This is a genomic window from Undibacterium sp. Jales W-56, assembly GCF_025548535.1.
In the GTDB taxonomy this organism is placed as follows: domain Bacteria; phylum Pseudomonadota; class Gammaproteobacteria; order Burkholderiales; family Burkholderiaceae_D; genus Undibacterium.
Genome location: NZ_JAJLQW010000001.1, coordinates 640,282 through 654,045 on the forward strand (window position 1 = coordinate 640,282; position 13,764 = coordinate 654,045).

Sequence of the window (13,764 nt, forward strand, 5' to 3'; positions counted from 1 at the left end):
TCCAGAATCTTGAATGGGATTGTGATGCGGGTAGGGATTACTTCTGTACGATCGCGAAGACGTCTTCTTCGCGCATCACCAGAACTTCGTTACCGTCAACTTTGACTGCTTGACCAGAATATTTGCCAAACAGGACGCGGTCGCCCACTTTGACTTCTAAAGCGCGTACAGAGCCGTTTTCCAGTACTTTGCCGTTACCAACCGCCAGTACTTCACCTTGATCTGGTTTTTCAGCAGCTGCGTCAGGTAATACGATGCCGGATGCAGTTTTTGTTTCTTGATCCAGACGCTTGACGATAATGCGATCATGCAGGGGACGAAGGTTCATACAAACTCCTTTTGATTAGCTATGAATAGCAATGGTTTTACAAAATAATGTGTAGCTATACTCACCATTAAGCTGTGACCTGAGTCTCTGCCCAATGGCGCTACACCTAAATTCTTATGCGAGTGACGCGCTGTTAGCACTCTCTCACAACGAGTGCTAATTATATGGGCGAGGGACGCCTATTTCAAGACTGATTCCAGCGATTTATTGAAAATACTTTAATAATCAGAGGCTTATTGCCAATGGCGGAATACATTTGAGTTTGAATTTCAGCTATTTAATTCTAAGTTATTGCCGAATTGCAAAAAAATGCAGCCAAACGGAATTTCCGGTCTGCTGGCACTTAAATGGTTTCATATTTTTAGTAACAACTTATTTTACAAATATCAACTTAATAGCATTTTTTTGTGTTTCCAAATCAATAATTGATTTATGTAAATTGTACAAAAAGGGGCCTTGATCAAAATTTTCTACTGTAATCAAATTAATACTGCACTTTTGATATTGCAAATTAACAACAAGGTATATTTGCAAGCTTCTTAATGTCTGATTAACTGCCTGTCAGCTATATGGGCAATAGCTTGTTGAGGCGATCGTCATATTTGATAGGTTCAACATGAATTTTCAGCGTATTTGCTGGGATACAGATTAAAAGCCTTCATTCTGGTCTACTTGTTTTTTTTAGATTGACATCATTCAACGCTTACCGCGTTGGCTAATACTCATAGGGGACACAATCCCTACGGCAATTTGAACATGGAGAGAATATGGAACAAGCTTTGAAATTGACACAAATTTTACGTCCAACAATGTTGGCGATCATGGTGGCAGGCGCGTGCAATGCGATGGCTGCTGAACGCGTTGATCTGGATAAAGTTACCCCCTCTGCAGCGACTATCTCAGCCGCCAAGACGTTAAGCGGTGCGGTGACGACCCATAGTTTGTTGGGTTTGAGCGCCAGCGAATTACAAGCGGTGCGCAGTCACACTTATGCCAACGGCAAAGTGGTTACGCGTTACCAGCAATTCCACCAAGGCGTACCAGTATGGGGCGAGGCTATTGTTGAGCATCTCGTGCCAGGTGCTGCACAGCCGACTTTGTCCGGTGCGATGCTGCGTAATGTGACGAATGATCTGCCAAGCGCCAGTCCTTTATATTCGGCATCGCAGGCATTGACTTTGGCGAAAACACAATCCCGTGCCAATTCCACCCAGAATGAACAAGCTAAACTGCATGTCCAACTTGGCGCAAACAATGTCGCCAAATTGATTTATGTGGTTTCTTTCCTGGATACGTCGAATCCGGCCAAACCAAGCCGTCCTCATTATGTGATCGACGCCAACACCGGCGCAGTGTTAAAGCAATGGGAAGGTCTTACTCATTCTCTGACAGGCACAGGCCCTGGCGGTAACGCGAAAACCGGTCAATATGAATATGGCACCACCGCCGGTTTCGGCTATATGGATGTGCTGGTAAGCGGTTCCACCTGCCAACTGAGCGGCACGAATGTGGATACCTATAACATGAATAGCGCAACGACCGGCAGCGGTACCTTGCACACATTCACTTGCCCGCGCAATACGGTCAAAACAATCAATGGCGCTTATTCACCGATGAATGATGCGCACTATTTCGGCAACCAGGTCTTCAACATGTACCAGACTTATCTGGGCGTGCGTCCTATCAGCCAAAAACTGGTGATGAAGGTGCATTACGGTTCCGCCTACGAAAATGCATTCTGGGATGGTGTCTCGATGAACTTTGGCGACGGTGCCTCGACATTCTACCCACTGACATCGCTGGATGTGACCGGTCACGAAGTCAGCCATGGTTTCACCGAACAAAACTCGAATCTGACATACTCCGGCATGTCCGGCGGTATGAACGAAGCGTTCTCGGATATGGCGGGTGAAGCGGTTGAGTACTATGTCCGCGGCACCAATGATTTCAAGGTCGGCGTCGATATTTTCAAAGCAGCCGGTGCTTTGCGCTATATGTACAACCCGCCGTTAGACGGCCGTTCTATCGATAATGCCGCCAACTATACCAGCAGCCTGGATGTGCATCATTCGAGCGGTGTGTTTAACAAAGCCTTCTATCTGCTGGCCACTACAACTGGCTGGAATACCCGCAAAGCGTTTGAAGTCATGGCTGATGCGAACCGCTTATATTGGACTGCAAACAGTACCTTCGATCAAGGTGCATGCGGTGTAGAAAAAGCAGCAGCGAATCGTGGCTATGCGGTTGCTGATGTGACTGCGGCGTTTAATTCGGTTGGCGTTCACGGTGGTTGCGGTGTCGTTACGCCACCGACCACCACAGCTCTGTCTAACGGCGTACCGGTCACTGGACTTTCATTGGCCGCAGGCGCACAGCAAACGTATACGTTTGCCGTACCTTCAGGTGCTTCTAACGCAAGTTTCCAGACGTCTGGCGGCACAGGCGATGTGGATCTCTATGTACAATTGGGATCGGCACCGACAACGACGACCTACTTGCAAAAATCTGACGGTCCTACTACTGCCGAGAGTATCTCTCTTGCCAATCCAACGGCGGGTACTTACTACGTGCTGATCAATGGTTACGCTGCTTCCAGCGGATTCCAGGTGGTGGCAAATTACACTACCGGAACACCGGGTAATGTCTTGACAAGCGGCGTACCAGTCACGGGCCTTTCATTGGCTGCCGGCGCTAGCAAGCTGTTTACTATCAATGTACCGGCGGGTCGTACCACTCTGACCTTCAAGACATCTGGTGGAACTGGCGATTGCGACATCTACGAAAGATTAGGTTCCGCTCCAACGACTAGCTCCTATACACTGAAGTCAGACGGCGCAACGACGGTTGAAACCATTACAGTCAATGCACCTGCAGCCGGAACTTACTACTTGCTTCTGAATGCCTACACTTCATTCAGCGGCGTTACCTTAGTGGCTACTTACTAAGTCAGCGTATTGGTAGAAATTCCTGTGTGAAAAAAATCCCGCTCTTTTTAGAGCGGGATTTTTTTATGGACGTATCGGCACAAATAAGGACTGACGCAGAACGACAAGCTGCTTACCGCCATGTACATCGAAACCGCATACTGGATGCGACTTTCCGAGGCATTTCGTGCCAACAGGCGCATCCAGCTTGCGGGTTCGTTTTAATATCAGCACCCCATGAAGCCTTTCCTCTCCTAGTTTTTATCCCTATCAGCTTTATGCCAGTTTGAACGGCAATTCACGCAAGCGTTGTCCCGTTACTCTGGCAATCGCATTGGCAAAAGCCGGCGCTAACGCCGGTAAGCCCGGCTCACCCATGCCGGTAGGCGCATCGGCGCTTGGTACGATATGCACGCTGATTTTCGGCATATCGGTAATCCGCGGCACGACAAAATCGCCGAAATTGCTTTGCTCGACCATGCCGTCTTTCAACGTGATGGCAGCGCCCGGCAGGCACATTGATAAGCCCATCAATGCGCCGCCCTGGACTTGCGCTTCGATACTCTTAGGATTGACCGCCAGATTGCAGTGGATGCCGGCTGTCACGCTATGCAGCTTCGGTACGCCATCTTTGACCGAGGCTTCAACCACATACGCGACCACGGATTGAAAAGACTCGTGCACGGCGACGCCCCAGGCGTGACCTTTGGCTAAAGTTTTTTTGCCATAACCAGATTGTGCGACCGCTAGTTGCAAAGCGGCTTTATGACGCGGATGCTGGTCGCCCATCAGACTCAGGCGATACGCCACCGGATCTTGCTTGGTCGTTGTGGCGATCTCGTCGAGCAAAGTCTCCATCACAAATGCGGTATGGGTAGAGCCGACGCTGCGCCACCACAATACCGGCACATTGACCTTGGGATGATGGACCGACAGGCGCATAGGGATTTCGTACGGTTCCCTCATGCCTTCCAACGCAGTGGCATCAATCCCGTCCTTGACCATCATTGCTTCGAATGGGGTGCCTGCCAGAATCGATTGCCCGACGACGACATGATCCCAGCCTGCGATCCGGCCTTGGTCATCGAAGCCGATGTGCGCGCGATGCACGTGCATAGGGCGGTAGTAACCGCCTTTGACGTCATCCTCACGGCTCCATAATGTGCGGACTGGTGCGGTCAATCCGGCTGTCTTGGCGGCTTTGGCAACGGTGCATGCTTCGACCACAAAATCGCTGGTCGGTACTGCGCGGCGCCCGAATCCGCCACCCGCCATCTGGGTATTCATCTTGACGTTTTGCGGCGGAATGCCTAATGTTTTTGAGGCCGCCAAACCATCGAGCCCCGGCATTTGCGTGCCTACCCACAGTTCTGCTTTATCGCCATTGATCGCCACCGTGCAATTCAGCGGCTCCATCGGCGTGTGGGCTAAAAACGGGAAGACGAATTCGGCATCGATCTGATGCGGCGCGGCGGCTAGTTTTGACATGTCGTCGTTGTATTTCAGCTTGCCGGTTTGCTTGGCCAGGTCTTTGTAATTCGCCAATAATTGCGCGCTATCCACCTTATCGACTGCCGCGTTATCCCATTGAATTTTCAATGCATCGCGCCCCTGCTTGGCTGGCCAGTAGCCATCGGCAATCACTGCAATGCCCTCGCCGCCGCGATCGACCGGAATGCGGACGACTGCTTTAACTCCGCGAATGGCTTTGGCTGCGCTGTCATCGACACTGGCGATCTTGCCGCCAAAAACCGGAGGATGGGCAACCACCGCTGTCAGCATGCCCGGCAGATGCGTATCGATACCGTATTGCTGCGAACCGGTGGACTTTGCCCTGGCATCGAGGCGGCCGGTGGGCTTGCCGATCAGGCGGAAATTCTTGGGATCCTTGAGTAGGATTTTTTCTGGTACCGGCTGGCTCATGGCGGCTTCTGCCAATTCGCCGTAAGTCAATTTCTTGCCGCCAGGGCCGATCACTACGCCATTTTGCGTCTGCAGAGCGCTGGCTTCCACACCCCATTGTTTGGCCGCCGCAGCGATCAGCATGGCGCGCGTGCGCGCACCTAACTCGCGGTATTGGGTGTACGAATTTTTGATGGAACTGGAGCCACCGGTCAGATGAATCCCAAACACCGGATCGACATACGCGGGATTGCTGTCGCCGTGCACGCTCTTGACTTTGCTCCAGTCGGCGTCGAGTTCTTCTGCCAGGATCAGCGGCAAGCCAGTCTGCACACCTTGTCCAAAGTCGAGCCGGTTGATCGTGACCGTGGTTGTGCCGTCTTTATCAATCCGGACAAAGGCGGAAGGTTGCTGGGTAGGTTTCAGTTCGCTGGATTTGGCGGCAGATGCGTCCTGAGTATTCTGAGCGTTACCGATCAGAGGATAGACGCCAAGCGCAAAGCCGCCGATCGTTGCGACTTTTAAAAAACGGCGGCGCGGCAATTCAGCCTGGGCGCCGATCGAATTTTTTGCGCCGGTCTCTTGCTCGAACAAAGCTTGCAGATGTTTCGGTAATTCATTGCGGATATCAAAATGCATGATGGTCTCCTGGTTCAGGCAAGGTGGCTGGCGGCATCGTGAATCGCAGCGCGGATACGGACATAGGTTCCGCAACGGCAGATATTGCCTGCCATTGCGGCATCGATATCGGCGTCACTCGGTTTCTTGTTCGATTTCAGCAATGCAGCGGCACTCATGATTTGCCCGCTCTGACAATAGCCGCATTGCGCAACGTCGTGCTTGATCCAGGCGTCTTGCACTGCTTTTCCTACCTTGTCGCCGGCCATGGCTTCGATGGTGGTGATCTTTTGCCCTGCCACCGCAGAAATCGGGGTGACGCAAGAACGGGTTGCCTGACCATTCACATGGACGGTACAGGCGCCGCATAAGGCCTGGCCGCAGCCAAACTTGGTGCCAGTCAAACCCAGCGAATCACGTAACGCCCACAGGACTGGCGTATTCGGATCGGTATCGAGAGTATGTACTTTGTTGTTGATGTTGAGAGAGGTCATGCTTGCATCTCCATTCGGTTGGTGTCAGGGAGTCGTGCTGAGGTGACGCTAGCTGAGCTACGGTGCGTCGTTGATGAATCGACAGCTATTCTGAGCTAGTTTGGAATTTTTTGCTGACGTTGCCTGGCAATGCGATAGGGCGAGATATAGATAGCCGGGCCTTGAACTCAAACAGTCCTTAAACTTATCCTGTTAATTTGTAACAAATCAAGACTTCGGTAAGCAGGTTTGAGCAATTTCCGTACGCCTTCAGGATGACATCGATATTTTGCCGGGCAATGCCAGATGCGGGAGGGAGTAGATATGCCGGCGTTTTTACTTGAATCCGCGTGACATCTACTTACAAAGTGTGGATAGGCATCCCGCCGCAATTTATCTATTGTTTCAACATGTGAGAACCAATTGTCAGACACAGACAAATACAGAGAATTTTTAAACAATAACCCATCGCGATGGAGGTAAGCCATGTCAGAGAACACGAGTTTGCTGGACAGATCTAATTTGAGCGAATTAGCCGATCCGCCAAATGCAGTACACGCTGATGAGGATGCCAAGGGGCGTTTATCCAGCGCGACTATTGCCAGTAGTGTTCTGTCGGGTTTGGCGCTGAGTGCTTGCGGCGGTTCTGGCGGCGTCGCGTCAACCGCGCCTAATGCTAGCGGTACTGACCCAGGTTTGCCAGCACCGCCAGTCAGCAGTCCTCCAAGTCCGCCGCCGTTGGCCAGCATTTCGTCTGCACAAGCCTCACGCTTTTTAGCGCAGGCTTCTATGGGGGCGACCCGGGCGCAAATTGCGCGCGTGCAGCAGCTCGGCTACGAGGGCTGGTTGAATGAACAATTCGCCTTACCTTCATCGACCAGTCGCTTTGACTGGCTGGTGTCGAACGGCTATAACGCCGATATCAACCGCAACTCAGAAGCCGGCTTCGATGCTGTCGCATGGTTTAAATTGATTGCCTCACCTGATACCTTGCGACAGCGCATTACATTTGCCCTGTCCGAAATTACAGTCGCTGCGATTGATGGCTTGATCGGCGGTGGCTGGAGAGCGTTTTCAGCCGCCGCTTACCTGGATTTATTGGAGGCGAATGCCTTCGGCAATTATCGGACTTTGCTGCAGCAGGTTTCCACCAGTGCACCTATGGGGCAATATCTGACCTTTCGCGGTAATGTGAAATACAACCCGGTCACTGGCGCGCTACCCGATGAAAATTACGCACGTGAAGTCATGCAGTTGTTCAGCATAGGCTTGCTGCAATTGAATCTCGATGGAAGCAATAAGTTGGCCAATGGCGTCGCGATCGAATCGTATTCTCTGGACGATATCACCGGTTTGGCCAGGGTATTTACCGGATGGGATTTTGATCTGGATAGTTTGAAACTGACCACGCCGGATTTTCTGCGTCGTCCCATGGTGCAAATACCTAGCCGCCATGAACTCGGTGCCAAAACCTTCCTGGGCATGACCATCCCGGCCGGTACCAACGGGGTGGATAGTCTCAAGATGGCGCTCGACGGCATTTTTTCACATCCGAATGTCGCGCCTTTTATCAGCCGGCAATTGATACAGCGTCTGGTATGCAGCAATCCTAGTCCTGCTTATATACAAAGAGTTGCCAGCACCTTTGGCAATGACGGCACTGGCGTTAAAGGCAATTTGAAAGCAGTGATCAAGGCAATTTTGCTCGATAGCGAGGCGCGCGACGATGCACGGATTAGCGATCCGAATTTTGGAAAATTGCGCGAGCCGATTTTACGATTCACTGCTTGGGCAAGAGCGTTCAATGCAAATTCGCCGAGTGGCGCATGGGGCATAGGCAATACATCTGACCCTGGTACCCGCCTCGGTCAAAGTCCTTTGCGCTCACCCTCGGTATTCAATTTTTTTCGCCCGGGTTATGTGCCGCCAAATACGGTGATTGCGAATGCCTCATTGGTCGCGCCGGAGTTTCAAATCACTAATGAATCGACCGTGATTGGCTATGTCAATTTCATGCAGCGCGCCGTCAGTGTCGGAATCGGCGATGTGGCTGCCGACTATAGCAGCTTGTTATCGCTGGCAGATAATGCGCAGGCGCTGGTCGATGAGTTGAATTTGATTTTGGCCGCCAGCCAGCTCAGTAGCACGACAGTTGGCTTGATACGCAATGCCATCAACAGCATGCCGAGCGGCACACTCGCGGCGCGGAATAATCGTATTTTTTCTGCCTTGACGATGGTCATGGCAGCCCCGGAATTTATCGTTCAAAAATAAAGGAAGCATCATGAATAATATCAACAAGATGGATGCTTCGCGCCGCGCATTCCTGAGAAAAGCGTCGGCACTTTCTTTGGCTGGCGTTGCCACCCCATGGGCGCTCAATTTGGCTGCGATGGCTGAGGCATCCGCTGCTACCGCCAACGATTACAAAGCCATCGTTTGTGTGTTTCTGTACGGTGGTAATGACTACGGCAATACCTTAGTTCCCTATGACTCCAGCAACTATGCCGCTTATCAGCAATTACGTCCCACGCTTTCGTATAGCCACGATAGCTTGTCGTCCACCATATTGACGCCCTCCGTGGCGCCGGTTGATGCGGCAGGATTTAGTCGCCAGTATGCGCTGGCACCGGAACTTGCGCCATTGCTGCCGATCTTTGATGCCGGCAAGATGGGCGTATTGCTGAATGTCGGGACCTTGATACAGCCGACCAGCAAACTGCAATATAAAAATAAAACAGTACCTTTGCCGCCAAAGCTGTTTTCGCATAACGATCAGCAATCGGTGTGGCAATCCTCGTCGCCGGAGGGAGCGGTATCCGGTTGGGGCGGACGTATGGGCGATTTGTTTCAGTCTGGAAATGGCAATACCACTTTCACATGCGTGAACGTATCCGGTAATGCCGTGTACTTGTCCGGCAGTACCGCAGTACAGTATCAGGTATCGACTACGGGTTCAGTCCCATTGAGTGCGTCAGCCAAGCCTATGTTCGGCTCTGCCGCATCGTCCAGCGCATTGCAGACTTTGATGAGCCAGACTAGTAGCAACTTATTTGAAAACGAATATACCCGCGTCACGCGGCGCTCTATGGATGCGAACAATATCCTTACCACGGCATTGGCCGGCGGACCAACAATCAATACGGTTTTCCCGGCAAATAATAATTTAGGCGATCAATTGAAAATGGTGGCCAGAATGATTTCCAGTGCCAGCGCATTGGGGGCCAAGCGCCAGGTATTCTTTGTATCGATGGGCGGCTTTGATACCCACGACGGACTACTCACCAAGCATCCCGGATTATTGAAAAGTGTCGCCGACGCGCTTTCAGCGTTTTATAACGCAACGGTCGAACTCGGTGTGGCAAATAATGTCACCAGCTTTACCGCATCCGACTTTGGACGAACCTTGAGCGGCAACAATGACGGCTCCGATCATGGCTGGGGCAGCATGCATTTCATGTTGGGTGGCGCGGTCAATGGTAAGCGTTACTACGGCACCCCGCCCGCAGTGGCCAGCGACGGTCCGGATGACGTCGGGCAGGGGCGTTTATTGCCGACGACGTCGGTCGATCAATATGCGGCAACACTGGGAAAATGGCTGGGGGCGTCCGATACCGACCTGCTGTCGCTGTTGCCGAACCTGAAAAATTTCAATCCGGGTTCGCGCAATCTGGGCTTCGTATAATGCCTTGATCCGGGTAATTGCAAGGCAGATAGCTACCCATGTTACAGTGCGATCCATGCGTCTGGCTGCCATCGTGGTAGCCAGACCGAGGTATGGTAACGGAGAGAAAACATGGCAAAGAAAAATGAAGAGATCGATCCGGACACCGCTGCACTGATTGCGTGGTGTACGGAAGTCGAAGGATTCCTGGTTGCAGGTGGTGCGACTTTGCGACAGGCACAAGAACATATCGAAGAAGAAATCGATTGGTTCACCGATTTGTTTTTTGATGGACTGACGCCCGAGCAGGCGGCGAAAGAGGCCTTGAGCGGATAAGCATGTTGAGCTTCTAAGCGGGGCTTGCAGCAAATTTGCCTGCCAAATCAAATAAAGTATCAAAAAATAAATTTAGTTAAAGTTTTAATCATCAAAAATAACATAAAATATTGTTTTTTTAAAAAGCAATATGAAGAAAACAAAGATGATCAAACTACTTAAGCTCTTTTCAAAAATTTTATTTTCATCGCTACTGCTCTCTACTCTTACCGGTAATTCCTATGCAGTGACGCCGCAAAGTGGCTGGTGGTGGAATCCATCTGAGGGCGGACGCGGTTTTACTCTCGAAGTTCAAAATGGCAGCATGTTCATGGCGGGCTATTTGTATGATCAGTCGGGGCGTGCGACTTGGTATGCGGCAGGGCCCTCTTTGATGAATGGATCTAATTTCACTGCGCAGTTAACCACCTATCTCGGAGGGCAGACTCTGGACGGCAGTTACCATCCGACGACAGGGACAATGAATAGCGGAACTATCAGTATGAATTTCAAGGATCCAAGTCATGGAACCTTGACTTGGCCAGGCGGCACTATTCCGATTGAGCGTTTTGATATTGTCCCATCTGGTGCCAGTTCGGTATCTCCCGCCGGATCTCCCGAAACAGGCTGGTGGTGGAATGCTTCTGAAGGCGGACGAGGATTCTCTGTCGAAATCCAAAACGGCACCATGTTTTTGGCCGGCTATATGTACGATAGTGGCGGTAATCCAATTTGGTACGCATCTGGTCCAACTGCCATGGTCAATCAATACAATTACCAGGGAAAATGGCAGCAATACGGCAATGGTCAAACGCTTACCGGATTGTATAAACCAGCTTCTGTGGTAAATGGAAATGCAGGATCAGTCAGCCTGACATTTAACAGCCCAACTACTGCCACTCTTATTTTGCCAAATGGTGTCTCTATTCCTTTGAGTCGATTCAATTTCGGGGGAGCTACGATACCAACCCAAAACTTTGCGGGTACATATGCCGGTACTTATAGCGGTTACGACACCGGTACATTTAACGTAGCAATTTCACCAACTGGGGTCATATCGGGAAGCGGCTATTCAAACACGGATAAGCTACTGTTCAACGTGACAGGGAGTGTTGGCTCTGGCGGTTCAGTCTCAATGACAACCAGCGGTTCTGCCGGGTCGGCTCTATTCACCGGAAAAATTGACTCTTCAACAGGTGTAGTTTCAGGAACATGGAATTTTGTAAATGCACCAACATATGGTGGTGCGTTTAACGGTAAAAAACTGTAGTTTTGACATTGACTGAATAACATTCATCGACTTAAGAAATGCGCGAATCTCCTTGATCTTAGGAGGCGCGCATTTTTTGTATGTGACCATGTTAGCGAAGAAAAAGCGCCCGGAAAATTAATTTTCCGGGCGCTTTTGATCATGTGCTCTGCGTCGATTTGATTATACCAATCCGATTTTCACTTCAATATTGCCGCGTGTTGCATTCGAATAAGGGCAAACTTCATGCGCTTTAGCGATCAGAGCTTCAGCTGCGCTGCGTTCCATACCTGGTATCGAGACATTCAACGCGACTTCCAGGCCAAATCCACCTTTGCCATTTGGACCGATGCCGACCAGGCCATTGACGGAGGTTTCTGCTGGCAAGACAGTTTTTGTTGCCGCTGCAACGAACTTCATCGCACCAATGAAGCAGGCTGAGTAGCCTGCGGCAAACATTTGTTCAGGATTGGTGCCTTCACCGCCTGCGCCGCCGAGTTCTTTTGGCGTAGTCAGTTTGACCGACAGTTGATTGTCATTGGAAGCGGCGCGACCATCGCGGCCACCGGTTGCTGTAGCGTTTGCTGTGTAAAGAACTTGCATGTGATTCTCCTGGGTTATCTTGCGTCAAAGTAGGGTTAAAGCGAGCTTGAAAATCGAATTCGATAAGACGGCGTTTGCCGGTAAAAATATAATAGTACACAATTAAATTGTGCGCAATCTAAATTGCGAGAAAATTTGAAAAATAATCCTCCTTTAAGATATGTTGCTTTCCGTTAAATCATTTCTCACCTGAGAGAGCTGGTTTTTTAAATTAACCAGGGCTTCTTTGGTCTGACCGCTGGCGCACATGATTTGCAGGGGAATTTCTTTGGCGGCTTTTCTCAAAAGCTTGCCTTGCCTGGTTAAATTGATCCGGACTTGTCTTTCGTCGTGCGTATCGCGATTTCGGGTGAGCAATTCTGCTGTTTCCATCCTCTTCAGAAGGGGGGTCAAGGTGCCGGAATCAAGGAATAAAGCTTCACCAATATCTTTGACCAGAATGCCATCGTGCTCCCACAACACCATCATGACCAGATATTGCGGATAGGTCAGGCCGATTTTATCCAGCAACGGCTTATAGGTTTTGGTCATCGCCAGGGAGGCGGAATACAGTGCGAAACAAAACTGATTATCCAGCGCGAGTAAATTTATCTGGTCGGGAACGGTATTTTTCATTTTGACGGCGAGTAATTGATGCAAATGGATGCGAATTGATTGTAAGCGGGGATTTCAATCAATTATCGACTTTATGGGGTGGATAATCAAACAGGCCCTAGCTGAGTCATAAGTCGTTTTTCAGATGAAGACCTATTTCCGCAAGTTATAATGCGATCCTCTGGCACGCTATTCATTATAGTGCTGTAAAAATAAGCATAAAGAAAACACCGAAGGGCAATTGTGACTTTTATCGAAAAATTAGCTGCGGCATGGGAAAAAAATAACTCTCTCCTGTGTGTTGGTCTTGACCCGGACGTGTCGCGTTTCCCCGCAGAATTAGCCAGCCAGCCGGATGCAATTTTTATTTTTTGCAAGGCGATGATTGATGCGACGGCTGATCTGGCATGTTCATTTAAACCGCAAATTGCGTATTTTGCGGCCTTGCGCGCGGAAGATCAGCTAGAAGCGGTCTGTCGCTATATCAAGGCGACTTATCCGGCGATTCCCGTCATTCTGGATGCCAAGCGGGGCGATATCGGTGCAACCGCTGAACAGTATGCACGCGAAGCTTTTGAACGTTACGATGCCGACGCGGTCACGGTCAATCCCTACATGGGTTTTGATTCGCTTGCCCCATATATGGAGTGGAAAGATCGTGGCGCGATCGTCCTGTGCCGCACTTCGAATGCAGGTGGATCTGATTTGCAATTTTTGAATGTGGACGGCAAACCCTTATATCAGCATGTTGCGCAACTGGTTGCGGATAAATGGAATACGAATGGACAATGCGCCTTAGTGGTCGGCGCAACTTTTCCAGCCGAGTTGGTGCAAGTACGTCAGATCGTTGGCGAGATGCCTCTATTGGTGCCGGGGATTGGCGCACAGGGCGGCGATATTGCCGCCACAGTCGCTGCGGGAAAAACGGCGTCAGCGACGGGCATGATGATTAATTCCTCACGAGCTATTTTGTATGCCAAACCGCTGGCGTCAGAGGATTATGCCAAGGCCGCACGACGCGTTGCACTGGAGACCAGGGACGCGATTAATCAATATCGCTGATCGTTTCAGGCGACAATAAAAAAAGGAGGCAG

Annotated in this window: 11 protein-coding genes; 6 read left to right on the plus strand and 5 right to left on the minus strand. The window is 50.5% G+C overall.

The window, feature by feature from the left end:
• Positions 1 to 37: 37 nt before the first annotated feature.
• Positions 38 to 328, minus strand: coding sequence for a co-chaperone GroES (gene groES / locus LPB67_RS02885; RefSeq protein WP_262835559.1), 291 nt, complete (start codon positions 326 to 328; stop codon positions 38 to 40).
• Positions 329 to 1,095: 767 nt separating this feature from the next.
• Between groES and LPB67_RS02890 the strand changes: the two genes are divergently transcribed.
• On the plus strand, positions 1,096 to 3,273 hold the full coding sequence (locus tag LPB67_RS02890; RefSeq protein ID WP_262835560.1) for a M4 family metallopeptidase: 2,178 nt from the start codon (positions 1,096 to 1,098) through the stop codon (positions 3,271 to 3,273).
• A gap of 255 nt (positions 3,274 to 3,528) precedes the next feature.
• Here LPB67_RS02890 and LPB67_RS02895 read toward each other — a convergent pair whose 3' ends face one another.
• Positions 3,529 to 5,793, minus strand: a complete 2,265-nt coding sequence (locus tag LPB67_RS02895) for a xanthine dehydrogenase family protein molybdopterin-binding subunit (RefSeq protein WP_262835561.1) — start codon at positions 5,791 to 5,793, stop codon at positions 3,529 to 3,531.
• Between the two features lie 14 nt (positions 5,794 to 5,807).
• Positions 5,808 to 6,266, minus strand: coding sequence for a (2Fe-2S)-binding protein (locus LPB67_RS02900; protein ID WP_262835562.1), 459 nt, complete (start codon positions 6,264 to 6,266; stop codon positions 5,808 to 5,810).
• A 465-nt stretch (positions 6,267 to 6,731) separates the two neighbouring features.
• Here LPB67_RS02900 and LPB67_RS02905 point away from each other — a divergent pair, with 465 nt between their 5' ends.
• The 4 genes from LPB67_RS02905 to LPB67_RS02920 all read left to right on the plus strand — a co-directional run bounded on the left by LPB67_RS02905 (position 6,732) and on the right by LPB67_RS02920 (position 11,494).
• Complete coding sequence (locus tag LPB67_RS02905; RefSeq protein WP_262835563.1) at positions 6,732 to 8,519, plus strand: DUF1800 family protein; 1,788 nt, start codon at positions 6,732 to 6,734, stop codon at positions 8,517 to 8,519.
• Between the two features lie 10 nt (positions 8,520 to 8,529).
• Positions 8,530 to 9,930 (plus strand): DUF1501 domain-containing protein, encoded by a 1,401-nt coding sequence (locus tag LPB67_RS02910; RefSeq protein WP_262835564.1) that lies wholly within the window; start codon positions 8,530 to 8,532, stop codon positions 9,928 to 9,930.
• 111 nt (positions 9,931 to 10,041) lie between these two features.
• Entirely contained in the window at positions 10,042 to 10,245 is a 204-nt protein-coding gene (locus tag LPB67_RS02915; RefSeq protein ID WP_262835565.1) for a hypothetical protein, read from the plus strand.
• 130 nt (positions 10,246 to 10,375) lie between these two features.
• A complete protein-coding gene (locus LPB67_RS02920) occupies positions 10,376 to 11,494 on the plus strand; it encodes a hypothetical protein (RefSeq protein WP_262835566.1) in 1,119 nt (372 codons plus the stop codon).
• Positions 11,495 to 11,656: 162 nt separating this feature from the next.
• On the opposite strand, the gene LPB67_RS02925 is transcribed toward LPB67_RS02920, so the two are convergent.
• Together LPB67_RS02925 and LPB67_RS02930 are read right to left on the minus strand one after the other, a co-directional pair.
• A complete protein-coding gene (locus LPB67_RS02925; protein ID WP_262835567.1) occupies positions 11,657 to 12,076 on the minus strand; it encodes an organic hydroperoxide resistance protein in 420 nt (139 codons plus the stop codon).
• A 153-nt stretch (positions 12,077 to 12,229) separates the two neighbouring features.
• Positions 12,230 to 12,691 (minus strand): MarR family winged helix-turn-helix transcriptional regulator, encoded by a 462-nt coding sequence (locus tag LPB67_RS02930; RefSeq protein ID WP_262835568.1) that lies wholly within the window; start codon positions 12,689 to 12,691, stop codon positions 12,230 to 12,232.
• A gap of 222 nt (positions 12,692 to 12,913) precedes the next feature.
• Here LPB67_RS02930 and pyrF point away from each other — a divergent pair, with 222 nt between their 5' ends.
• Positions 12,914 to 13,732 carry an orotidine-5'-phosphate decarboxylase gene (gene pyrF / locus LPB67_RS02935; protein ID WP_262835569.1) on the plus strand — a complete coding sequence of 273 codons (819 nt, stop codon included), beginning with the start codon at positions 12,914 to 12,916 and terminating at the stop codon, positions 13,730 to 13,732.
• Positions 13,733 to 13,764 lie beyond the last annotated feature (32 nt).

What these genes read in the sequence shown, in the direction of transcription:
- LPB67_RS02905 (WP_262835563.1), top strand. Translation starts at nt 6,732, where the DNA reads ATGTCAGAGAACACGAGTTTGCTGGACAGATCTAATTTGAGCGAATTA.
- LPB67_RS02900 (WP_262835562.1), bottom strand. Translation starts at nt 6,266, where the DNA reads ATGACCTCTCTCAACATCAACAACAAAGTACATACTCTCGATACCGAT.
- LPB67_RS02930 (WP_262835568.1), bottom strand. Translation starts at nt 12,691, where the DNA reads ATGAAAAATACCGTTCCCGACCAGATAAATTTACTCGCGCTGGATAAT.
- LPB67_RS02890 (WP_262835560.1), top strand. Translation starts at nt 1,096, where the DNA reads ATGGAACAAGCTTTGAAATTGACACAAATTTTACGTCCAACAATGTTG.
- LPB67_RS02910 (WP_262835564.1), top strand. Translation starts at nt 8,530, where the DNA reads ATGAATAATATCAACAAGATGGATGCTTCGCGCCGCGCATTCCTGAGA.
- LPB67_RS02915 (WP_262835565.1), top strand. Translation starts at nt 10,042, where the DNA reads ATGGCAAAGAAAAATGAAGAGATCGATCCGGACACCGCTGCACTGATT.
- LPB67_RS02925 (WP_262835567.1), bottom strand. Translation starts at nt 12,076, where the DNA reads ATGCAAGTTCTTTACACAGCAAACGCTACAGCAACCGGTGGCCGCGAT.
- LPB67_RS02920 (WP_262835566.1), top strand. Translation starts at nt 10,376, where the DNA reads ATGAAGAAAACAAAGATGATCAAACTACTTAAGCTCTTTTCAAAAATT.
- LPB67_RS02895 (WP_262835561.1), bottom strand. Translation starts at nt 5,793, where the DNA reads ATGCATTTTGATATCCGCAATGAATTACCGAAACATCTGCAAGCTTTG.
- groES (WP_262835559.1), bottom strand. Translation starts at nt 328, where the DNA reads ATGAACCTTCGTCCCCTGCATGATCGCATTATCGTCAAGCGTCTGGAT.